Raw genomic sequence first — 19592 nt, 5'->3', positions numbered from 1 at the left:
GGATGCGCACTCTCAATCGCGTCTTCGCGATCCTTTCCGATCTGCGCCTGGCCATCGCGCTGCTTCTGCTCATCGCCGCAGCCAGTGCTGTGGGGACGATCCTTCCTCAGCAAGAAGCCCCTGAGCTGTACCTCGAGCGCTTCAACGCCGATCCCTGGCTCGGGTTGATCAATGGTGACCAGATGCTGGCCTTTCAGCTTGATCATCTCTACTCAAGCGTGTGGTTCCTGGCTCTGCTCGCCTGGCTCGGCCTGGCCCTGATGCTTTGCAGTTGGCGCCGGCAATGGCCGGCCTTGCAGGCGGCCATGCGTTGGATTGATTACACACGCCCGCGTCAACTGAGCAAGCTGGCCCTGGCGGAAACCCTCAGCTGTGCCAGCAGCGATGGTGCTCTTTCCAGCCTTGCCATCGAACTGAAATCACGGGGGTGGCAGGTCAAGCAGCATCAAGATCGCCTGGCCGCGCGTCGCGGCGTCGTGGGACGGGTCGGTCCGCTGCTGGTGCACACGGGCTTGGTGTTGCTGCTGATCGGAGCGGCCTGGGGAGCACTCGCCGGTCAGCGTCTGGAACGGTTTTTAGCTCCAGGACGGTCTCTGGATCTTCTCGATCCAGCAGGCGCCAATCGCCTCAGTCTCACGCTTGAGAACTTTTCGATCACGCGTGACCCTGCCGGACGTGCAGAACAGTTCCAATCGACGCTGACTCTCTCACCACCAGGCCAAGAGGACGAGCGCCGCACGATCAGCGTGAACCATCCACTCCGTTACCAGGGCATGACGGTGTATCAGGCCGACTGGTCTTTGGCTGCAGTCACGGTGCAGATCGGCAAAAGTCCCATGCTGCAGCTTCCCCTCAGCACATTTCCGGAGCTGGGTGACCAAGTCTGGGGACTGGTCCTGCCCACCCGTCCGGACGGGAGTGAACCCGTCTTTCTGAGCACCAGCAGTGAACAAGGTCCAGTGCAGGTGTTCGGCTCGGACGGTGCACTGATCACCAATCTCCGCCCCGGAGGCGAAGGAACAGAGGTGAGGGGCTTACCCCTGAAGGTGATCGACATCCTCCCTGCCAGTGGGCTGCTGCTCAAACGTGACCCCGGAGTGCCTCTGGTCTATGCCGGATTTGCCATCACGCTGCTCGGCGGAGCGCTGAGCATGGTGGCGACGCGTCAGATCTGGGTGATCAGCGACGCCGTGCATCAGCGCTTGCACATCGGCGGGCTTTGCAATCGCAACCTGCTGGGTTTCGCTGCAGAACTGCCGGAACTGATCAACAGGGTTGACGTGTCCCATGGCTGACACGCACCACGGTGTGAACATTTCCCCGGGGATGGAAATCGGCCTCAAGCTGCATCCAAACCGGGTCGCAAGCTGACACGAGATCATCAAGGATCCGGTTGGCAACCTCTTCATGGGAGATGGTGCGATCGCGATAACCGTTCACATACAGCTTGATCGCCTTCAGCTCAACGACCCGCGGGCCGGGCTGGTAAAGAAGACGCAAAACAGCGAAATCCGGGTAGCCCGAAAAGGGGCAGAGGCAGGTGAATTCCGGCAGTTCAATGGACACCTCATAGGGCCGACCGGGCCGAGGGTTGTCGAAACAGATCAATTCGGCCTCGGCGATCGCTCGCTCGCCATACAGAGGCGTTCGAGTCGTTTCTGAAGAGGATGCGCTCATGGCTGACATCAGAGACAACGGTTTGTAAAGAACCTAAATCCCAACCGGAGAGGCCCAGGCCCACCAGAGCCTGGTATTCACCGATTTTCTTCCAAGCAAATCAGCAAAATGTTCACTATGAACAACACTTTTGCGGTACAACTGCATTGAAGGACAAAACGTTGGGCTCAGGCGACGGTCATGCGTCGCCTTTCCAGCCGGAAGTAGCCACTCGCGCGGCGAAGCAACGCTCCTTCCCACGAAGCGGCTCCGATCTGCGATCGGAACATCCACCATCCCTTCGAGGCTTCTCCCATGACCACTGTTCAACACACCTACAGAGGCATTGCCTACGACCCCGCCCAGCACGAACGGCTGAGCAGTCAGCAGGTCGATCACACGTACCGCGGCAGTCACTACGAAGCGCCCCTGCAGCATCAAGTCGCTGATCAAAACACCGTCGAACTGCACTATCGCGGCAGCGTTTATCAGCACAGGCAGCAGCAAGCCAAATCCTGATTCGGTAGCGAATCGAACAACGACTGGGCCTGGTACCAGCGGTAATGGGGACACACTCGAGCCCATTTCATGGATCTCCGATTGCTGGCAGATGGCCTTTCCTATCGATTGACGCCAAACAGCATTCACGGGATTCTCTGGCTCCAGACCCACTTCGAGTCCCAGCACTGGGACCTCCTCGCCGATGGACGGGTCACCGTATCCCGTTCAGACGCCGAGGTTCTCTGGCAAGACGCCACCAAGGGTGGTCTGACAGTCGCACCTCTGCCGACCCTTTCACCCTCCCGCTGAATCAGTCCTGAACCACCCCTTCACCGCCTGAAGCTCCTTCCATGAAAAAAGTCGAAGCCGTCATTCGTCCGTTCAAGCTCGAAGATGTGAAACTTGCCCTGGTCAATGCCGGGATCGTTGGCATGACCGTGAGTGAAGTGCGCGGATTCGGCAGGCAGAAAGGCCAGGTTGAGCGCTACCGAGGATCTGAGTTCACCGTTGAATTCCTTCAGAAGCTCAAGGTGGAAGTGGTCGTCGACGATGCCCGGGTGGACACGGTCGTGACGGCCATTGCCGAAGCAGCGAAAACCGGCGAGATCGGCGATGGAAAAATTTTCATCTCAACCGTTGAAACCTTGGTCCGCATCCGCACCGGCGATCGTGACGGTGCTGCTCTCTGACGTTGGCATCAGGAATTGAGTGTTGCGGTCACCACGGCCTCGGTCACCTCGCTGGTGACCGAGGAGTCACCTGATCCGCCAAGCCACAACAGATATTCGTGATTACCCGCGGGGCCTGTGATCGGTGACCCCACCAACCCGCGAGCCTTCCAGTTCAAAGCTCGGCCTGCAGCAATCACGCTTGCAATGGCATCGCGGTGCGCCGCTGGGTCACGAACAACACCGCCTTTTCCCACGCGCTCACGCCCCACTTCGAATTGAGGCTTCACCAGCAGCACAGCTTCACACCCACAGCAGCGTTCACCCTGTTGATCCAGTTGCAGCAATCCAGATAGAGCGGGAAGCACAAGCTGCAGAGAAATGAACGACACATCCGCCACGGCCAAGGTGGGCCTGGAATCACCCTCAGCAAAAAGCTCCTCAGGGGTCAGGCGTCGCAAATTGGTGCGCTCCTTCAGCACCACCCGTTCATCGGTGCGAAGGCTCCAAGCGGTCTGGCCGTAACCCACATCGATGCCATAAACCCGAGTCGCGCCGTGCTGCAGCAGGCAATCGGTGAAACCGCCGGTGGAGATACCCCCATCCACACACACACGCCCTTCCACCTCGATGGGGAACGCCTGAAGCGCGCCGAGAAGTTTCTCCCCGCCCCGGGAGACAAACCGTGGCGGCTGCTCGACACGAACAACCGTGTCTTCAGTCACTTCAAAACCGGGCTTCTCCAGCCGCTGGCCATGGCGATCGCGAACCTTCCCAGCACGGATCAGCTGCTGAGCCTGTTGACGGGATGCCGCCAGGCCCAACGTCAGCAGATGCAGATCCAGCCGTTGTTTTCGGGGCACAGCTTCATAAAAGCAGAGTGGAAATCCGAACAAAGTCATGGGGTTCACCCATGAACCCATTGATCTCCGGGAGGATCAAGCCGAGCCGCCTCACGGACATGTCCGCCAAGCAGCCTCCCCATCGCCGCTGCCGCAACCACAGCAACGTTCTGGAGCTTCTCCACCCTGGAACCTTTGTCACGATCGACAATCATCCTGATGATCTGCCGCCTTTCCAGGTGATCGAATGCCGTGGTGGCGTCTGCCTCGTGCGGCAGCAGTCATGGGGACAGCACGTGCAGTGGGAGGTTGAACACCGTCGCTTGCGCTCAGCCTGAACGTCCCCGTCGCCGTATGGTCATGGATTGACCGTTCGTCTGAGAGCCCTTGATCGAGCGCTACACCCTGCCCGAGATGGGCGCGATCTGGACTGACCGTGCCAAGTATCAAAGTTGGCTCGATGTCGAAGTCGCTGCCTGTGAAGCCAACTGCTCCTTAGGGCGCGTCCCGGAGCCTGCCATGGAGGACATCCGCACCAAGGCGGCCTTCGAGCCGGAGCGGATCCTCGAGATCGAAGCCGAGGTGCGCCATGACGTGATCGCGTTCCTCACCAACGTGAATGAGCATGTGGGAGATGCCGGGCGCTACATCCACGTGGGCATGACCAGCAGTGATGTGCTGGATACCGGCTTGGCGCTGCAACTCAAGGCCTCGGTGGCGCTGTTGCGACAGGAACTGACGGCCCTCGATCAGGCCATCGCCGAGCTGGCGACAGCGCACAAGAACACGGTGATGATCGGCCGCTCCCACGCCATCCATGGCGAACCGATCACCTTCGGCTTCAAGCTTGCAGGCTGGTTGGCAGAAACCCGGCGCAACGCTGAGCGTCTCGAACGCCTCGAACGGGATGTCGCCGTGGGCCAGGTGAGTGGAGCCATGGGCACCTACGCCAACACAGACCCAGAGGTGGAGCGTCTGACCTGTGAGCGTCTCGGGTTGAGCCCCGACACAGCCAGCACCCAGGTGATCTCCCGCGATCGCCATGCGGACTACATCCAGACCCTCGCCCTGGTGGGAGCGAGTCTTGACCGCTTTGCGACGGAAATCCGCAATCTCCAGCGCACCGATGTGCTCGAAGTGGAAGAAAGCTTCGCCAAGGGCCAAAAAGGTAGTTCGGCCATGCCCCACAAACGCAATCCGATCCGCAGTGAGCGCATCAGCGGCCTGGCCAGGGTGCTGCGCAGCTATGTCGTCGCGGCACTTGAAAATGTCGCTCTGTGGCATGAACGGGACATCAGCCACAGCTCCACCGAACGGATGATGCTTCCGGACTGTTCGGTCACGCTGCATTTCATGCTCAGGGAAATGACAGCTGTGGTGGCCGGTCTCGGCGTCTACCCGGACAACATGCGCCGCAACATGAATGTGTACGGCGGGGTGGTGTTCAGCCAGCGGGTCCTGCTTGGCCTCGTCGATGCCGGCATGAGCCGGGAGGATGCCTACCGAGTGGTGCAGAGGAACGCCCACAGCGCCTGGAATACCGAGGGAGGCGATTTCCGCTCCAACCTCGCCGGCGACCCTGAGGTCACGGCAAAACTGAGCAGCCAACAACTCGCAGACTGCTTCAGCACGGAGCTGCATCAAGCCAACCTGGGCGTGATCTGGGATCGGCTGAAGCTCTGATGCACGTCTGATGCACTGACGGCACCCATGTTCTGGACCCCCTACGCAGACTGGATTTATGTGGTGGTGAGCGTCAGCGGAATGCTGCTGATCATTGCCCTTGTGTTGAGGCCCCCCTCGAACCCATGACGAACGCGACGCGCACCGAACACGACAGCATGGGCACTGTGCAGGTGCCGGAGCAGGCGCTCTGGGGGGCGCAAACCCAGCGCTCCCTGAACAATTTCGCCATTGCCGAGGATCGGGTCCCCACCCCCCTGATTCACGCACTCGCTCGCATCAAGCAAGCAGCGGCCATCGTGAATGCGCGACACGGCCTGATCAGCAGCGACCAGTGCAGCTTGATTGTGGACGCCGCGGCCGCCATCGCCGAAGGGCATCACGATGCGCAGTTTCCACTCAGGGTCTGGCAAACCGGCAGTGGCACGCAGACCAACATGAACCTCAACGAGGTGATCAGCAATCTGGCCTCGCTGCATGCAGGGGAAGCACTCGGCAGCCACCGGCCCATTCACCCGAATGACCACGTCAACCGTTCCCAGTCCACCAACGATGCCTTTCCTGCCGCCATTCACGTGGCAGCCGTTGACGCGATCAGTCGCCGTCTTCAACCGGAACTGCAGCAGCTGAACGAGGCCTTTGCCATCAAGGCAGAGGCCTGGGGCTCCATCGTGAAAATCGGTCGCACCCACCTCCAGGATGCGGTCCCGCTCACCCTCGGCCAGGAAGCGTCCGCCTGGAGAGACCAAATCGGAACCGCCGCGCGACGCATCGACACGAGCCTGCAGGAAATCCTGCCTCTGCCCTTGGGAGGCACGGCGGTGGGAACGGGGCTCAACGCCCCCAGAGGCTTTTCCGTCGAGGCGGCAGCTGAACTCCAACAGCTGACAGGCCTGCCCTTCACCACAGCCCCCAACAAGTTCGCCGTGATGGCCAGCCACGACGGACTCGTGAACACCATGGGGCAGCTCCGGCTTCTGGCCGTCAGCCTGCTCAAGATTGCCAATGACATCCGCCTACTGGCCTGCGGTCCGCGGGCCGGTCTGGCCGAACTGCATCTTCCAGAGAATGAGCCAGGAAGTTCGATCATGCCGGGCAAGGTGAATCCCACCCAGTGCGAAGCGATGGCCATGGTCTGCACCCAGGTGATCGGACTGGACGCTGCGGTGGCCATGGCCGGTGCCGGTGGCCATCTGCAGATGAATGTGTACAAACCGCTGATCGGCTTCAACCTGCTGCAGGCCATCACCCTGCTCACCGATGCCTGTCACTGTTTTCGCGTGGCGATGGTTGAAGGGATGGAACCCAACCGCGCCCGCATCCAACGGGATGTGGAGCAGTCCCTGATGCTGGTCACCCCGCTCACCCCGGTGATTGGATACGACAAAGCGAGCAGAATTGCCAAGTACGCGCACGACCAGGGGTTGGACCTGAAAAGCGCTGCTCTGGACCTGGGATATGTGAGCGCGGAGGAATTCGATCGCGTCGTCGACCCTGCAGCCATGGCGGCTCAACAGGGCTAGGAGCCTTTCATCAAAGGGTCAGGCAGCCCTCTCGGTTGCAGGATTCAACGGCTCCGATTCCGCTGCTGCAGCCTTGAGCAAATCATCCGCTTCCGCCACAGGGAAGCGATTGATCGCTTTCAGCGCCTGACGGGCATGGCTGCGCAGCTGCTCGCTGATCGCCTCGCAGTAGGGAACCTGCGCCAGCAGATCAATGGTGCGTCGCATGATCCGAACCACATCACCCTCATCCAGCGAAGTGTTGGCGATCAGATCATTCCAGGCCACACCGCGGGCCCAGGCCTCCACCAACCCCATCAGTTCAGGCTCCCACCAAGCAGGGACCACAACCTGATGGCGTTCCTGGGCCCGCAGCAGTTCCCGTCGCAGTCCTGAAAGATCATGAAGGGCCTCTTCGGCCCGGGGCGGCGGCGGGAAGCCGCTCCAGAGGTCAGGCCGGTTCACTTCGGTGCTGATCGCCTCGAACACCGCCGCGAGCTCGGCGGGTGGCAAATCATCCAGGTGACCACTCATCAGCGCCAGACCGAGCCAGAGCTCGTTGTCACCGCGCAGAGCCGCCACGGTTCTGCCGATCTCCGTCGGCACGAGGTCATCGAGAGCGCCGAAGTGCTGAAGAATCTCCATCAAGGAGAGAAAGGTATCCCAGTGTCGGTTGGCACGGTGATGGAGCAGTTGCTGGCGCTCGGTGATTTCCAGTTCCAGCTCCTCCATGCGCCGCCGGTGCTTCTTGAGCTGCTTGCGATCCCCCCAGCGGTGGGCGGGATGGGCTTCCAGCTCAGCCTCGAGCTCCTTGACGGTCTGCATCTGGCTCAGAACCTCGCCGGCAAGGTCGTACTGGGGTGTGGTCATGTCATGGCGCTGGGCCATGTGACCCACAGCAAGAGCGAGCCCACCACTGTGCTGATCGCCATGGCGAAGCTCTCCAGCACGTCCGAGCTCAGGCGCCTGCAGCCCATCCACCTGCAGACAACTCAATTCCGCATGCAGGCTCACCACGGCCTGACAGGGCAGCATGAGCCAGACGTTGTCGCTGGTGAGGCACAGCAGGAGCGGGAACTGGCCGGGACCCTCGCATTTCTCCACGATCACGGCTGGCGTCACGCCACCGCGCAGCTGCGGAGCTTTCAGACTCACCAGCGTGCCGACGCTGGCAAACTGCAGCGCCAGTGTGAGCTCATGGGCCAGGGTTTCCTCAGCTTGTTGCTGAAGGATGCGCAACAGACGCCTCTCTTCGCGCAGGCGGCCACGCAGCTTTTCATAGTCTTCGAAATCTTCCCAGGGCACATCACCGGCGGTGCCCTGCAACTGCCCGAGCTGAAGGCGCAGCTGCTGGAGAATTTCCTCTTCCTCAACAAGATCGAGGCTGGCCAGATAGCGGCCGAAGCTGCGTTCAACCAGCTCACGAGCCTTGGCCAGATCATGGCGCTGCAAGAGGTTGAGCACCATCCCGTAGCTGGGTGTGAACTGACTGACGAGGGGATCCGACGGGCTTGTGGCCAGTTGTCCCGCCTCTCGCACCCCTTCAAAACGACTCTGCACCGTCACCACATAGCCCTTTGAATCCAGGCCACGCCGACCGGCACGACCGGCCATCTGCAGGAATTCACTCGCCATCAGCGGCCTGTGGCCCCGCTCCGTGCGCTTGGAGAGAGAGGAGATCACCGTGCTGCGCGCAGGCATGTTGATCCCCGCCGCCAGGGTTTCCGTGGCGAACACAACTTTCACCAAACCCTGCTGGAACAACTCCTCGATCAGCTCCTTCCACGCCGGCAGCACGCCGGCGTGATGGGCAGCAATCCCCCGCAGGAGCGCATCAGCATGCAAGCCATCACGCACCGCCTCCGGATTGGCCTCTGTGTAGGCCTTGAGGCGCTCACGAATGCGTGCCTGCTCAGACTCGCTGACCAGACACTGCACGCCGAGATCGCGCACGGCTTTGTCGCAGCCCCGGCGACTGAAGATGAAGTAGATGGCTGGCAACATCTCCCGCGCCGCCATCTGAGCGACCACAAAACTGATCGGCGGCGGCTCGGGCTGGGGCGGGCGCTGGGAGCGTCCCTTGCGCTTGTTCCCCTTGGGAGCGCGCCACACCTTGCAGTTGGGATGCAGGCCGGTGCCTTGGTCATTCAGCAACGGATGCAGGCCCTTGGCGCTGCAAAAACTGAACTGGAGGGGGACGGGTCTGAAGTCGCTGACCACCAGACGGGTGGGGCCATGGACCCGTTCAATCCAGTCGGTGAGCTGACCGGCATTGGCAACCGTGGCGGAGAGTGCCACCAGCTGCACCGGCGGTGGGCAGTGAATGATCGACTCTTCCCAAACCGTGCCGCGCTGCGAGTCGTTCATGTAGTGACACTCATCCAGCACCACCGCCTCCACACCCGCCAGCGGGTCGTCGGACTGATCGGCTTCCGCGTACAGCATGTTGCGGAAGATCTCCGTGGTCATCACCACGATTGAGGCCTCACGGTTCACGCTGAGGTCACCGGTCATCAAACCGACGTTGTCGGCCCCGAACTGCTCGCGGAAATCGCGCAGCTTCTGATTGGACAGAGCCTTGAGAGGGGTGGTGTAGAACACCTTCAGGCCATGGGCGATGGCTCGGTAGATGGCGTACTCACCCACGAGGGTCTTTCCGGATCCCGTCGGGGCGCTCACCACAACCGAATGCCCCTGATTGAGGGCATCGATCGCTTCCAGCTGGAAGTCATCCAGCTGGAAGGGGAACAATTGCGCCGGATCAGGAGATCCCTCACTGGCGGGCCGTGCAGCCTGGGGGTCCTGATCCTTCATGGCGCGATCCTAGGGACGCCGTCGCCACAGGGCCGCAAGCAGACTGCCCAGCAGTGAGTGCATCACAGCGGAGATCGCTCCTGGAAGGGCGGTGAGCGGACTCGCAAAGCCACCGGATCGGGCCAACACAACCGCCAGTCCGGAGTTCTGCATCCCCACTTCAATGCTGATGGTGCGACGCACAGCCCTGGGTTCACCCATGAGTGCTGGCAGCAGGAAGCCGAGCAGGAAGCCACCGCCGTGGAGGAGAGCCGTGGCTAACACCAGCACTGCTCCCTGGCGCAGCAGCACCTCACGCTGACTGCCAACAATGCCGGCAACAATCAAGGCAATCGCGACCACCGCCAGCGGTGGCATCACAGGCTGCACCCTGGCCGCCAATCGGGGCAGCCCCTGCTTGATCACCACGCCGACCGTGACCGGAATCAACACCACCTGCAACACATTCACCAGCAGGGTCCAGCCATTCACCGGCACGTAGCGCCCCGCCAGGGCACTGGCGAGCAGGGGTGTCACCACTACGGCCAGCAGGGTGCTCAACGACGTCATCACCACCGAAAGCGCCACATCAGCCCGGGCGATCAAAGCCACCACATTGCTCGCTGTCCCGCCTGGGCAGCAGCCCACCAGAATCAAGCCAACCGCCAGCGGCGGCTCCAACTGCAGGGTCCAGGCCAACAGGGCAGCAAGGGAGGGCATCACCAGAAACTGCGCACCCACACCGATCAGGGCAGCCCGCGGCGGAAGCATGGCCCGGCGGAAATCAGCGGGGGAAAGCCCCAGCCCCATGCCCAGCATGATCAGCGCAAGAGACCAAACGATCACCGGCCCCGCCACCCAGGAGAACAAACCGGGCTGCAGCAGGGAGAGCAACGCTGCGAGCAGGGTCCACAACGGGAAGAGAAGAGTGAAGCGCTCCAAGCCTTGAACCGCTTCCCAGTGAAGCGGTGACAACGACCCCTTCACTCTGCAGGGCGATCAGGGCCCAAAGTGGAGGTCATGACTGTCCCCCCCGCCCGCCGCCGACGACTGCGCACCTGGGCACCATCCCTGGATGGCGCAAGCCTGCACCCCGTGCTGGCGTCGGAGGCAGAGACGGTTGCAGGCCCAGCCCTGGTGGATCTGGCCAGCAATGACTACCTCGGGCTGAGCCGCCATCCGGCAGTGATCGCCGCGGCCGAAGACGAATTGCGGCGCAGTGGGGTCGGCGCCGGTGGATCCAGGCTGGTCACAGGCAGCCGGCCCGTCCATGACCGCCTGGAGACGGCTCTGGCCCGGTGGCTCCAACGCGACAGGGTGTTTCTGTTCCCAAGCGGATTTCAAGCCAATCTCGCCGCAGTCCTGGCCCTGGCCAACCGCCACACCACCGTGCTGGCCGATCGCTTGATCCACCATTCACTGCTGGTGGGAGTCCAGGCCAGCGGAGCCCAGCTGAAGCGCTTCGCCCACAACGATCTCGACGCCTTGCGCCAGACACTGCAGGCGTGCCGCAGCCAGCGCCCGGACGCAGCCCTGGTGGTGATCAGCGAAAGCCTGTTCAGCATGGAGGGCACCAGCCCGGATGTGCCGGCCCTCGCCGCACTCTGCAAGACCTACAGCGCCCGCCTGCTTCTGGATGAAGCCCATGCGCTCGGGGTCCTCGGAGATAAGGGACGAGGGCTCGGCCTGGGCGTGGAAGGCATCGCCCTGATCAGTGGCACCTTTGGCAAAGCCTTCGGAAGCGGTGGCGCCTTCCTCGCCTGCGATCGAGAGCAGGCCGATGCTCTTCTGCAAACCAGCGGAGCCTTCCGTTACACCACAGCCCTGGCACCACCCCTGGCAGCCGCCGCGTTAGCCGCTCTGGACCTTCTGACCACGCATCCCTGCTGGGGATCCGACCTGGTGAAACAATGCCATCGCTGGAGAGATCGCCTGGCAGCCCAGGGCTGGGCCCGCCCTGCCGGACTTGGGCCGATCCTGCCGCTGCTGGTGGGGGAGGATCAGCCAGCCCTGGAGTACCAGCAGCGGCTGGAGGCGGCAGGGGTTCTCACGGTTGCCATCCGCCCGCCAACCGTTCCGGAGGGAACAGCCCGGCTGCGCTTGGTGCTGCATCGCGGCCAATCCGATCAGGCCCTGCATGCCTTGGAGACGTCCCTTGGGCCCGGCCCTCTCCGCTCATGAATCAGATCATCGCGATGCATGGCTGGAGCTCGGATGCTGCCGTCTGGGCCCCCTGGGAGCGCGCCTTCCAAGCGCATGGATGGCACTGGATCAGTGGAGAACGTGGCTATGGCAGCCGCAGTCCTTACGCGCCTGTCTGGAGTGAGCAATCCGATCCTGCGGCGCCGCAGCGACGGGCGGTGATCGCCCACTCCCTTGGACCGCACCTGCTGGAGGCCACCGTGCTGGCCCAGGCCACAGATGTTGTCTTCCTGGCCAGCTTCGGGCGTTTTGTTCCTGAAGGACGGCAGGGCCGTGCGCTGCGGGCTGGGCTTGAAGGGATGAGAAGCGCCATCGGTGGTCCGGGCGAAGCCACGATGCTGCACACATTCCTGCAACGCGCTGCCGCCCCCACAGATGTCAGCGCGCTGCCACCGGGTCCGGGAACGCAGGGCCTGACAACTGAAGGGCGGGAGCGGCTGCGAGCCGATCTCGAGCGCCTGATCGCCACCACGGGGCTGCCACCAGGGCTGCCCGCCAGCGCCCGCGTGCTGATCGTGGAGGCGGGCTCCGACGCCATCGTGGCGCCAGAAGCGAGCCGATGCCTGCACCAAGAACTCGGCAACCTGCTTGAGCACGCTCCCGAGCACTGGTGTCTCCCCAACGTGGGCCATGCCCTGCTGGTGCCTCACTTGCTGACGCAAGTCAGAGAGTGGCTGGGCCAAGACCAGTGGCTGGGCCACGACATCGGGCAGCCCTCGTGAAACCAACCGCCTGGCAAGAGCGCGTTCTGCGCGGATTCGATCGCGCTGCTGAACGGTATGACCGCTTAACGCGACTGCAACGCTCAGTGGCCTGGCGGATGGCGCAACTCTGTCGGCGGGAAGGACTCTCCGACGGGCTCTGGGTTGATCTAGGGAGCGGAACCGGTCATCTCGCCAAAGCTCTGGAAGAACTCCACCCCGGCCGCAGCGTGCTGCGCGTCGATGGCAGTCGGGCGATGCTGAGCGGTCATCCTGACCATGCCGAGGTGTTGCACTGGGATCTCGCGGCGGAGCTGCCGGTCTGGAGTGAAGCGCCAACCCTCTTGGCCTCGAGCTTCTGCTTGCACTGGCTGCCGAACCCACAACGCGTGCTGCAACAGTGGGTTCGGCGGTTGTCCCCCGCTGGGCTCCTGGCCGTTGCTCTCCCGGTGGACGGATGCTTCCCCCAGTGGCAGGAAAGCGCCAGGCGCTGCGGGGTGCGCTGCACCGCTCTGCCATTCCCGTCCAGTGACGATTTACTGAAAACGATCCCGGCCCAGCAACTGCGCATGACGCGCCGGGTGACTTACACCGTGACCTCACCGAGCCTGCCGCTCCTGCTCAAACCGATGCGCCGGATCGGAGCTGGCACCAGCCCGCAAGCCCCCCTAGCGCTGCGGGACTGGCGTCGTCTCCAGACAAACTGGAGCGACCGCCGGAACGACGGCCAGCTCAGACTCACCTGGGTGATCCAATTACTGCTGATTCGCGGATGAATCCAAGGTCTGATCCTCTCCGGCTCGTGGTCTGCGGCACAGATACCGACGTCGGGAAAACGGTCGTGAGTGCATGGCTGGTTCAGGGGCTGGAGGCGATGTACTGGAAGCCAGTGCAGAGCGGACTGGAGGGAGGGGGCGATCGTCAGAGGGTGATCGATCTTTTGCAGCTACCGGAACACCGCTGGATTCCAGAGACCTACGCCTTCCACGCTGCCGTCTCACCCCATTGGGCGGCGGAGCTTGAGAACAGGGTCCTCGAGCCGCGGCGGCTCCAGTTGCCCCCCAGCGGAACCACCCCGTTGGTGGTGGAGACGGCCGGAGGCCTGCACGTGCCGCTCACCCGCACCTGGAGACAGATCGACCAGCTGCAGCGCTGGAATCTCCCGGTGGTCTTGGTGTGCCGCAGCGGACTGGGCACGCTCAATCACACGCTCCTGAGTCTTGAGGCCTTGGCAAGCCGAGGCATTCCCGTGCTCGGGCTGATCCTCAATGGCCCCTTGCATGCCGACAACCCTCGAACCCTGGAGGATCTCGGAGGGGTTCCGGTGCTGGCAGAACTGCCTCCCCTGGACCCTCTCAGCGCAGCAACACTCAGCGCTGCGTGGCAGAAGCAGAAGCTGGGCCTTAAGTTCAGGGCCTTGATGCACCGCCCGGATCACTGATGACCAGCCGACAGACCTGGGCCACCGTGGCCGTCGTCCTGCTGTGTGGGGGCATCCTTGTGCTCTTCACCGATGTCGAGGTTCAGCTGGTGCGCTGGTTCAACTGCGGCCCAATCGCGACCCAGGGAGAGCGCGACAGCGACGTTTGCCGCTGAACACCGTCGCTCAGGATCAACCCATTGGCCTGGAGCGAATCGGACAACGGCCCAGCATCAGCGCAACGTGACGCACCGCCATGGTCAGAGGCCACCCCTGGCGCAGCTGTTCGTGGATCTGCTCCACCTGGGAGGGCGACCATCCGCGCATCTCGAGGCGCGTCTTGATCGAAGGCCAACCCCCTTCAAAAAAAATGCTGCGACAGCCCTCGCTGCCTTGCTGGCATCGGGGCTGGGAGGACGCGGGTTCCACGAACCGTCGAGAGCGGGACTGCCCGTGACGGCGGCTGGCTTCTGTGAAGGCCATCGATGCACGAACCCGACTAGAGCTCATGATGACAACTGGCTGTCATGCGTGCCCAGTGTCACGGAACCACCACCCCAACCTCTGGCCACCCTTCACATCCATCACCACCACACCGCCACTCGAGCAGGTGGTGCGAGGCGAAGGGGCGTTGCTCCACCGTGCCGAAGGGGGGCCCTTGATCGATGGGATCAGCAGCTGGTGGGTCACGCTGCACGGCCATGCGCACCCGGTGGTGGCGGCAGCCATCGCCGAGCAGGCGGCCACGCTGGAGCAGGTGATCTTTGCGGAATTCACCCATCCCCAGGCCGAGCGGCTCGCCCAGCGACTGGCCCAGCACACGCATCTCGATCGCGTGTTCTTCTCAGATAACGGATCCACGGCGGTGGAAGTGGCTCTGAAAACCGCGGTGCAGTGGTGGCACAACCGCGGAGAGCCCCGGCAGCAATTGATCGCTTTTGATGGGGCTTATCACGGCGACACCTTCGGCGCGATGGCCGTTGGCGCTCGCAGCCTGTTCAGCGAGCCCTTCGATCCGCTTCTGTTCCCCGTTGCGCGGGTGCCCTGGCCGCACACGCACTGGGACGACGCCACGGTGGACCAACGCGAACAGGAGGCCTTGAGTGCCCTGGAGCAAGCGCTGAAGACCCCAACAGCAGCTGTGATCCTGGAACCGCTGGTCCAGGGAGCCGGAGGGATGCGTATGGTCCGTCCTGCGTTTTTGCAAGCTGTGGAACAGCAGGTTCGGCAGGCCGGCAGTTTGCTGATCGCCGATGAGGTGCTGGCAGGCTTCGGTCGCTGTGGCACCCTGCTGGCATCCCAGCGCGCAGGGATCCATCCCGACCTGGTCGCGCTCTCCAAGGGATTAACCGCCGGATTCCTGCCGATGGGGATCACGATGGCCCGAGAGTCGATCTTCGCGGAATTCCTGGGGAGCGATCCCACCCGAACCCTTTGGCATGGCCACAGCTTCACGGCCAATCCATTGGGCTGTGCCGCCGCTAATGCCAGTCTCGACCTGCTGGAAGCCGAGCCTGAAAACTACCAGCGCTTTGAAGAGAGGCATCAGCCCCGCCTGGAACGTCTGGCCCGCCACCCCAAAGTTCAACGGCCGAGGTTGTGCGGCACGATCGCAGCGTTCGACCTGGTCACAGACAGCGCCGAGGGGTACCTCAATCCCGCAGGCAAAATCCTGCGCAGCCTGGTGCGCGAGCACGGAGTGCTGATTCGCCCTTTAGGAGATGTGGTGTATCTCCTTCCTCCGCTGTGCATCAGCGATGCTCAGCTGGATCAGTGCTACGACGCCATCGAAACCGGATTGGACGCGCTCAGGGACCAAGCCTGAGGGCTGCTTCCACATCCTCCCGGGACAGTCCATAGGGGAATGAGCAGGATTTCAGGGGCTGGCAGGACGTCCAGGTCACGCCCAGGTCCTCCTGGGCCAAACGCAAGCGAGCGCTCCATTCAGGCTGATCCCAGATCCAGTCGCAGGGATCACTGTCACTGCGCCCTGCGCCCAAACTCTGCAGCCATTCCTCAAGAGCCCGCAATGAGTGCTGGTTCAGGGGAGTTTCTGGCGGAGGAAGCGGTGCCATCAAAACCACCAGGATTGCCGTCAATGATTCGAGTCTGCTCTTCCACCAGCCAACTCGGTTGCACCTGAAGCGCCAGACCCCGATTCCAGGCCACTCCGACCCCCAAGAGCAGGCAAAGCAACAACGCCCCTGCGAGCAGAAGCAATGACGTCCATTCCCCACCGGACAGGGGTCGACGCTGGCCGATCGCACTGGGCACCGGCAAGGAGGCCTGCATGGCGGCCACTGGCGTGGCCTTCCGCTCCTCTAAGGCCGCGTCGTAGAGACGTCGCAGGCGTGGATCAGCCAATTGCTCATAGGCCTCCCTGAGCAGGCGAAATTGTCTGGCGGCATCCTGGGCCGGCAGACGGGTTGTATCCGGATGCACAGCCTTGCTGAGCCTGCGGAAGGCCTGCCGCAACATTTCGCTATCGGCACCCTTGGGAACACCAAGGCGCTCGTAATGGCTGAGATCTTGAACCGAGGGTGGCATGCGGTGGGCTGAGTCCCCGGGCACGCAGACACTCTAGAAAGGAGAGAGGGGAAGGCCGTTATGCCTGAGTCAACGCCGTTCGCTGCCCCAGGGCCGGAGCTCTGGTCCAGGCTGGGCTGGACGCCTGACGCAGGGCAACGCGAGCAACTGATCACTCTCCAGGAGTTGCTGCGCGACTGGAACACGCGGGTGAACCTCACCCGACTTGTGGAGGGGGAAGACTTCTGGGTCACCCAGGTGCTGGATAGTCTCTGGCCTCTCAAACCCGAACTGGACACGGCAGACACTCCTCGTCGTTGCATTGATGTCGGCACGGGCGGCGGATTCCCTGGTCTCGCTGTCGCCATTGCTCTCCCGGGGGCAGAACTGACCCTGGTGGATTCTGTGAGCCGCAAAACGGCAGCGGTGGCAGCCATGGCCCGTTCACTCGGAATGGCAGATCGGGTCAGTGTCCGCACGGAACGGGTGGAACGAACCGGTCAGGACCCCCGATGCAGAGGCCAATTTGATCTGGCGTTGGCCCGGGCCGTGGCCTCGGCTCCTGTCGTGGCCGAATACCTGGTTCCACTCCTGCACACCAACGGGCAGGCCCTGCTCTATCGAGGGCGTTGGCAACAGGAGGACCAGCGGGATTTGGATCCTGCTCTTGCCTTGCTGAAAGCGAAAACGGTCGCGATTGAGCGCTGTGAGCTGCCATCGGCGCGCGGCCCCCGCACCGTGATCCGGGTGATGCCCGAACAGCCGACGCCGCACCTCTACCCGCGTGCCGTTGGCATTCCCAGCAAACAGCCTTTGGGCATTCAGGCTGACGACAACCGCTCCTGACGGTCACCTCCCACCCGCTCGCGCAGATCGCGCAGTCGCGCGGGGATGGAGGTCCGCCACGGACTCGCGCCCAGGGCCGCATCAAGTTCTTCCTCACTCACGTCGCGATCAAGGGCGTCAGCATTGGCACCGGGGAACCAGTGTCCAGCCCTGCCCAAGAGGCCATAACGGGCCCGGGCATAGCCATCCAGGCCCCAGGCCTCCACAAGATTGTGAAGCCAGAGCAGCACGGGCAGATTGATGTCCCCGGGGGTGGTTTGCCAATCGGGAAGCCCCTGCCGCCAACTGTTCAGCCAGTCGGCCCCGAGGGCCTCCAACTCGGCCTGATGCAAACGGGCCTCGATGGGGCTCACCAAAGCCTGAGCGTGATCCAGTCGACTGACAGCCTCCAGATGCAGGTCGAGATCTTCAGGGCGGGCCGCACCCACGCTGAGGGTGTGAACACGCGCATCGCGCAGACAGAACAGATCGTTGAAGACGATGGGATGAAGAGGGTCGGTCAGCGCGACCAGCCGTTGCGCCGGTGTGTGCAGATGGCCACCTTTGTCTGTGGGGCTGATGATGAACACGCCCATGTCGTGGCGATGCGCAGCGGCAATCGCCGGCTCATTGTCCTGACGGATGAAGTACCAGTGCAGGTTCACGTAATCGAACGCATCGGTCTCAATCGCTTCAACAATCACATCGGTGTCCCCATGGGTGGAAAAGCCGACATGGCCGATGCGCCCTGATTGCTGCCAACGCCGCACCACCTCCAGGCAGCCTCCTGGCCTGATCGTCTGCACGAGGTGGTCGCGTCGGTTGATGCCATGGATGGCGAGCAGGTCCACGCGCTGCACACCCAACCGCTGCATGCTGAGCTCCAACTCCGCCTCAAACAGGGCAGGGTCCTGTTGAGGCGGAACTTTGGTTTGAAGAATGCGGCCTGGGTCAGGACAGTCAGGCATGGCCCAGCCCAGCTGCCGCTCCGAACTTCCGTAATGCCGTGCTGTTTCGATGTGACGAAAACCAAGCGCAACAGCACGTTCGAGGGTGCGCTGCAGCAACTGTTGGGACTGGGCCGTGATCGCCTTCGCTTCAAGATCACTCCAGCTCTGCTGAAAGCGCATTCCTCCGAGGGAGAGAACCGGCATCGAGAGCTCGGTCCGTCCAAAGCGGCGTGTGGGAAGAGTGGTCACACGCCTCAATCCGAAGACGTGGCACGGGGCAACTGCCGCCGCGGCCTTGCCGGTGATGGCAACCCGAGGGGGAGCAGTTCCTGGGCGTCGAGCTGCCGCCTCAGCGCGGGTAACTCATCGAATTGCACCCAATGAATGCAGTCCACTGGACAGGTTTCGATTGCTTCCTGAATCCGTTCACTGCTGTCACCGTCCTGACGAATGGCACGGGAGCGGCCCAGGTTGGGTTCGATTGCGAAGGTATTGGTGGCCACGTGGGCGCAGTAGCGACAGCCGATGCACACGGCCTCATCAACCCAAACTGCACGCTCTCGGAGTGCCCCGCCAAGCACGGGCTCACATCCCGACACAGCGGGCTGATCAAGGGAGGACGCGGCATAGGCCGCTGCAGCAGGATCCTTCACGCTGGAGCAAGCCGACTCAGGCGTCCCAGCGGGTGACAACCAATTCGATCGAGCCGTCCTGGGTTGTGATCTGTTGAGCCAGATCAAAGCCCTCCTGACGACTGGCTTCGAGCACAGCACGCAGTGCGTAGCGCTGTGTGAGCTGGGACAGGAAACGCTCCACCGGGACCGGCTGACGCCACAGATCAAGATCGGTCACGAATTCGTAAGCGCCGCTGGTGGCGTTCCAGCGGAACCCAAAATCAGCACTGCCCTCGATCGCAACCGACAGTTCCGCCTCCACGGTCTGGCCGCGATAACCACGCACGGTCTGCATCCCTGAGTCGGGGGCGTAACCGAGATCTTCAAGAGCGCCGCGGAGGGGCTCGAGCTGACGAAGTTCAGTCTTGACAGTGCTGAAGTGAGACATCAGGAGGGCTCGACGGACTGGGTCTGTTGGAGGTTTTGGGTAGTGGCAAACGCCTCAGATGTGGATTCGCGCCGTTCAACGGTGCCGAGGGCCGCTTCCAGACGATCCGTGAGCTGCAAACAGCCGTCACCAGCGATCCCTTCCACCGTTTCCTCGACGCGACCGTCGGGACGAATTCGGAATCGCACTGTGCGCTGAGGCATGCACCACCACAAAGTTGGACAAATGCTAGAGGCGAGAGACCTTCTGCGGAGAGCCCTG

At 62.8% G+C, this 19592-nt stretch carries 26 protein-coding genes; 15 read left to right on the top strand and 11 right to left on the bottom strand.

Features of this window, described 5'->3' with window-relative positions; genetic code table 11:
• Positions 1-2: 2 nt before the first annotated feature.
• Entirely contained in the window at positions 3-1295 is a 1293-nt protein-coding gene (locus tag KQ296_RS07220) for a cytochrome c biogenesis protein ResB (RefSeq protein WP_011933922.1), read from the top strand.
• Here the strand turns inward: KQ296_RS07220 and queF are convergent.
• Entirely contained in the window at positions 1267-1677 is a 411-nt protein-coding gene (gene queF, locus KQ296_RS07215; protein ID WP_011933923.1) for a preQ(1) synthase, read from the bottom strand. The genes KQ296_RS07220 and queF overlap by 29 nt on opposite strands.
• A 294-nt stretch (positions 1678-1971) precedes the next feature.
• On the opposite strand from queF, the gene KQ296_RS07210 reads away from it, so the two are divergent.
• From KQ296_RS07210 to KQ296_RS07200, 3 genes are all read left to right on the top strand, one after another.
• Entirely contained in the window at positions 1972-2175 is a 204-nt protein-coding gene (locus KQ296_RS07210) for a DUF4278 domain-containing protein (protein WP_011933924.1), read from the top strand.
• Positions 2176-2244: 69 nt separating this feature from the next.
• Complete coding sequence (locus KQ296_RS07205; protein ID WP_011933925.1) at positions 2245-2466, top strand: hypothetical protein; 222 nt, start codon at positions 2245-2247, stop codon at positions 2464-2466.
• A 41-nt stretch (positions 2467-2507) separates the two neighbouring features.
• On the top strand, positions 2508-2846 hold the full coding sequence (locus tag KQ296_RS07200; RefSeq protein ID WP_011933926.1) for a P-II family nitrogen regulator: 339 nt from the start codon (positions 2508-2510) through the stop codon (positions 2844-2846).
• Positions 2847-2854: 8 nt separating this feature from the next.
• On the opposite strand, the gene KQ296_RS07195 is transcribed toward KQ296_RS07200, so the two are convergent.
• A complete protein-coding gene (locus tag KQ296_RS07195) occupies positions 2855-3688 on the bottom strand; it encodes a TlyA family RNA methyltransferase (RefSeq protein WP_011933927.1) in 834 nt (277 codons plus the stop codon).
• Between the two features lie 98 nt (positions 3689-3786).
• Between KQ296_RS07195 and KQ296_RS07190 the strand changes: the two genes are divergently transcribed.
• From KQ296_RS07190 to fumC, 4 genes are read left to right on the top strand one after another with little or no spacing between them, the layout of a single operon-like run.
• Complete coding sequence (locus KQ296_RS07190; RefSeq protein ID WP_050815941.1) at positions 3787-4005, top strand: hypothetical protein; 219 nt, start codon at positions 3787-3789, stop codon at positions 4003-4005.
• Between the two features lie 49 nt (positions 4006-4054).
• Positions 4055-5350, top strand: coding sequence for an adenylosuccinate lyase (gene purB / locus KQ296_RS07185; protein WP_011933929.1), 1296 nt, complete (start codon positions 4055-4057; stop codon positions 5348-5350).
• A gap of 27 nt (positions 5351-5377) precedes the next feature.
• A complete protein-coding gene (locus KQ296_RS07180) occupies positions 5378-5479 on the top strand; it encodes a hypothetical protein (RefSeq protein ID WP_041428672.1) in 102 nt (33 codons plus the stop codon).
• A complete protein-coding gene (gene fumC / locus KQ296_RS07175; protein ID WP_011933930.1) occupies positions 5476-6873 on the top strand; it encodes a class II fumarate hydratase in 1398 nt (465 codons plus the stop codon). The genes KQ296_RS07180 and fumC overlap by 4 nt, the downstream gene beginning before the upstream one ends.
• An 18-nt stretch (positions 6874-6891) precedes the next feature.
• On the opposite strand, the gene KQ296_RS07170 is transcribed toward fumC, so the two are convergent.
• On the bottom strand, positions 6892-9666 hold the full coding sequence (locus KQ296_RS07170) for an RNA helicase (protein WP_011933931.1): 2775 nt from the start codon (positions 9664-9666) through the stop codon (positions 6892-6894).
• 9 nt (positions 9667-9675) lie between these two features.
• Positions 9676-10632, bottom strand: a complete 957-nt coding sequence (locus KQ296_RS07165; RefSeq protein ID WP_011933932.1) for a bile acid:sodium symporter family protein — start codon at positions 10630-10632, stop codon at positions 9676-9678.
• Positions 10633-10665: 33 nt separating this feature from the next.
• Here KQ296_RS07165 and KQ296_RS07160 point away from each other — a divergent pair, with 33 nt between their 5' ends.
• From KQ296_RS07160 to KQ296_RS07140, 5 genes are read left to right on the top strand one after another with little or no spacing between them, the layout of a single operon-like run.
• Positions 10666-11826: an aminotransferase class I/II-fold pyridoxal phosphate-dependent enzyme gene (locus KQ296_RS07160; RefSeq protein ID WP_011933933.1), complete on the top strand. Its 1161-nt coding sequence runs from the start codon at positions 10666-10668 to the stop codon at positions 11824-11826.
• Complete coding sequence (locus KQ296_RS07155; protein ID WP_011933934.1) at positions 11823-12569, top strand: alpha/beta hydrolase; 747 nt, start codon at positions 11823-11825, stop codon at positions 12567-12569. Before KQ296_RS07160 ends, KQ296_RS07155 begins: the two co-directional genes overlap by 4 nt.
• Positions 12566-13324, top strand: a complete 759-nt coding sequence (locus KQ296_RS07150; protein WP_011933935.1) for a methyltransferase domain-containing protein — start codon at positions 12566-12568, stop codon at positions 13322-13324. Before KQ296_RS07155 ends, KQ296_RS07150 begins: the two co-directional genes overlap by 4 nt.
• Entirely contained in the window at positions 13321-13989 is a 669-nt protein-coding gene (gene bioD, locus KQ296_RS07145) for a dethiobiotin synthase (protein ID WP_011933936.1), read from the top strand. Before KQ296_RS07150 ends, bioD begins: the two co-directional genes overlap by 4 nt.
• Positions 13989-14144, top strand: a complete 156-nt coding sequence (locus KQ296_RS07140; protein WP_011933937.1) for a hypothetical protein — start codon at positions 13989-13991, stop codon at positions 14142-14144. The genes bioD and KQ296_RS07140 overlap by 1 nt, the downstream gene beginning before the upstream one ends.
• Before the next feature lie 16 nt (positions 14145-14160).
• Here KQ296_RS07140 and KQ296_RS07135 read toward each other — a convergent pair whose 3' ends face one another.
• The gene (locus KQ296_RS07135; protein ID WP_011933938.1) at positions 14161-14451 is read right to left on the bottom strand and encodes a hypothetical protein; all 291 of its coding nucleotides are present in this window, start codon (positions 14449-14451) and stop codon (positions 14161-14163) included.
• 55 nt (positions 14452-14506) lie between these two features.
• On the opposite strand from KQ296_RS07135, the gene bioA reads away from it, so the two are divergent.
• Complete coding sequence (gene bioA, locus KQ296_RS07130; RefSeq protein WP_011933939.1) at positions 14507-15793, top strand: adenosylmethionine--8-amino-7-oxononanoate transaminase; 1287 nt, start codon at positions 14507-14509, stop codon at positions 15791-15793.
• Here bioA and KQ296_RS07125 read toward each other — a convergent pair.
• Positions 15777-15998 carry a DUF3143 domain-containing protein gene (locus KQ296_RS07125; RefSeq protein ID WP_011933940.1) on the bottom strand — a complete coding sequence of 74 codons (222 nt, stop codon included), beginning with the start codon at positions 15996-15998 and terminating at the stop codon, positions 15777-15779. The genes bioA and KQ296_RS07125 overlap by 17 nt on opposite strands.
• Positions 15985-16515 (bottom strand): J domain-containing protein, encoded by a 531-nt coding sequence (locus KQ296_RS07120; RefSeq protein WP_011933941.1) that lies wholly within the window; start codon positions 16513-16515, stop codon positions 15985-15987. The genes KQ296_RS07125 and KQ296_RS07120 overlap by 14 nt, the downstream gene beginning before the upstream one ends.
• A gap of 60 nt (positions 16516-16575) precedes the next feature.
• Between KQ296_RS07120 and rsmG the strand changes: the two genes are divergently transcribed.
• Positions 16576-17340, top strand: a complete 765-nt coding sequence (gene rsmG, locus KQ296_RS07115; protein ID WP_011933942.1) for a 16S rRNA (guanine(527)-N(7))-methyltransferase RsmG — start codon at positions 16576-16578, stop codon at positions 17338-17340.
• Here rsmG and KQ296_RS07110 read toward each other — a convergent pair.
• Genes KQ296_RS07110 through KQ296_RS07095 form a run of 4 tightly spaced genes read right to left on the bottom strand, consistent with a single transcriptional unit; the run spans position 17316 to position 19534 of the window.
• Positions 17316-18473, bottom strand: coding sequence for an aldo/keto reductase (locus KQ296_RS07110; RefSeq protein WP_259726441.1), 1158 nt, complete (start codon positions 18471-18473; stop codon positions 17316-17318). The two genes, rsmG and KQ296_RS07110, sit on opposite strands and share 25 nt — an antisense overlap.
• Before the next feature lie 50 nt (positions 18474-18523).
• Positions 18524-18922 (bottom strand): ferredoxin, encoded by a 399-nt coding sequence (locus tag KQ296_RS07105; RefSeq protein ID WP_011933944.1) that lies wholly within the window; start codon positions 18920-18922, stop codon positions 18524-18526.
• A 16-nt stretch (positions 18923-18938) separates the two neighbouring features.
• On the bottom strand, positions 18939-19331 hold the full coding sequence (locus tag KQ296_RS07100) for a DUF1257 domain-containing protein (RefSeq protein WP_011933945.1): 393 nt from the start codon (positions 19329-19331) through the stop codon (positions 18939-18941).
• Positions 19331-19534, bottom strand: a complete 204-nt coding sequence (locus KQ296_RS07095; RefSeq protein ID WP_011933946.1) for a DUF2997 domain-containing protein — start codon at positions 19532-19534, stop codon at positions 19331-19333. Before KQ296_RS07095 ends, KQ296_RS07100 begins: the two co-directional genes overlap by 1 nt.
• Positions 19535-19592: the final 58 nt, after the last annotated feature.

The organism is Synechococcus sp. CS-197 (genome assembly GCF_025128215.1).
Classification (GTDB): Bacteria; Cyanobacteriota; Cyanobacteriia; order PCC-6307; family Cyanobiaceae; genus Synechococcus_C.
The sequence above is the reverse complement of the archived record's forward strand: the minus strand, read 5'-3'. Positions and strand labels throughout refer to the sequence as shown.

What these genes read in the sequence shown, in the direction of transcription:
- KQ296_RS07220 (WP_011933922.1), top strand. Translation starts at nt 3, where the DNA reads ATGCGCACTCTCAATCGCGTCTTCGCGATCCTTTCCGATCTGCGCCTG.
- queF (WP_011933923.1), bottom strand. Translation starts at nt 1,677, where the DNA reads ATGAGCGCATCCTCTTCAGAAACGACTCGAACGCCTCTGTATGGCGAG.
- KQ296_RS07210 (WP_011933924.1), top strand. Translation starts at nt 1,972, where the DNA reads ATGACCACTGTTCAACACACCTACAGAGGCATTGCCTACGACCCCGCC.
- KQ296_RS07205 (WP_011933925.1), top strand. Translation starts at nt 2,245, where the DNA reads ATGGATCTCCGATTGCTGGCAGATGGCCTTTCCTATCGATTGACGCCA.
- KQ296_RS07200 (WP_011933926.1), top strand. Translation starts at nt 2,508, where the DNA reads ATGAAAAAAGTCGAAGCCGTCATTCGTCCGTTCAAGCTCGAAGATGTG.
- KQ296_RS07190 (WP_050815941.1), top strand. Translation starts at nt 3,787, where the DNA reads ATGTCCGCCAAGCAGCCTCCCCATCGCCGCTGCCGCAACCACAGCAAC.
- KQ296_RS07180 (WP_041428672.1), top strand. Translation starts at nt 5,378, where the DNA reads ATGTTCTGGACCCCCTACGCAGACTGGATTTATGTGGTGGTGAGCGTC.
- fumC (WP_011933930.1), top strand. Translation starts at nt 5,476, where the DNA reads ATGACGAACGCGACGCGCACCGAACACGACAGCATGGGCACTGTGCAG.
- KQ296_RS07170 (WP_011933931.1), bottom strand. Translation starts at nt 9,666, where the DNA reads ATGAAGGATCAGGACCCCCAGGCTGCACGGCCCGCCAGTGAGGGATCT.
- KQ296_RS07160 (WP_011933933.1), top strand. Translation starts at nt 10,666, where the DNA reads ATGACTGTCCCCCCCGCCCGCCGCCGACGACTGCGCACCTGGGCACCA.
- KQ296_RS07155 (WP_011933934.1), top strand. Translation starts at nt 11,823, where the DNA reads ATGAATCAGATCATCGCGATGCATGGCTGGAGCTCGGATGCTGCCGTC.
- bioD (WP_011933936.1), top strand. Translation starts at nt 13,321, where the DNA reads ATGAATCCAAGGTCTGATCCTCTCCGGCTCGTGGTCTGCGGCACAGAT.
- KQ296_RS07140 (WP_011933937.1), top strand. Translation starts at nt 13,989, where the DNA reads ATGACCAGCCGACAGACCTGGGCCACCGTGGCCGTCGTCCTGCTGTGT.
- KQ296_RS07135 (WP_011933938.1), bottom strand. Translation starts at nt 14,451, where the DNA reads ATGGCCTTCACAGAAGCCAGCCGCCGTCACGGGCAGTCCCGCTCTCGA.
- KQ296_RS07120 (WP_011933941.1), bottom strand. Translation starts at nt 16,515, where the DNA reads ATGCCACCCTCGGTTCAAGATCTCAGCCATTACGAGCGCCTTGGTGTT.
- rsmG (WP_011933942.1), top strand. Translation starts at nt 16,576, where the DNA reads ATGCCTGAGTCAACGCCGTTCGCTGCCCCAGGGCCGGAGCTCTGGTCC.
- KQ296_RS07110 (WP_259726441.1), bottom strand. Translation starts at nt 18,473, where the DNA reads ATGCCGGTTCTCTCCCTCGGAGGAATGCGCTTTCAGCAGAGCTGGAGT.
- KQ296_RS07100 (WP_011933945.1), bottom strand. Translation starts at nt 19,331, where the DNA reads ATGTCTCACTTCAGCACTGTCAAGACTGAACTTCGTCAGCTCGAGCCC.
- KQ296_RS07095 (WP_011933946.1), bottom strand. Translation starts at nt 19,534, where the DNA reads ATGCCTCAGCGCACAGTGCGATTCCGAATTCGTCCCGACGGTCGCGTC.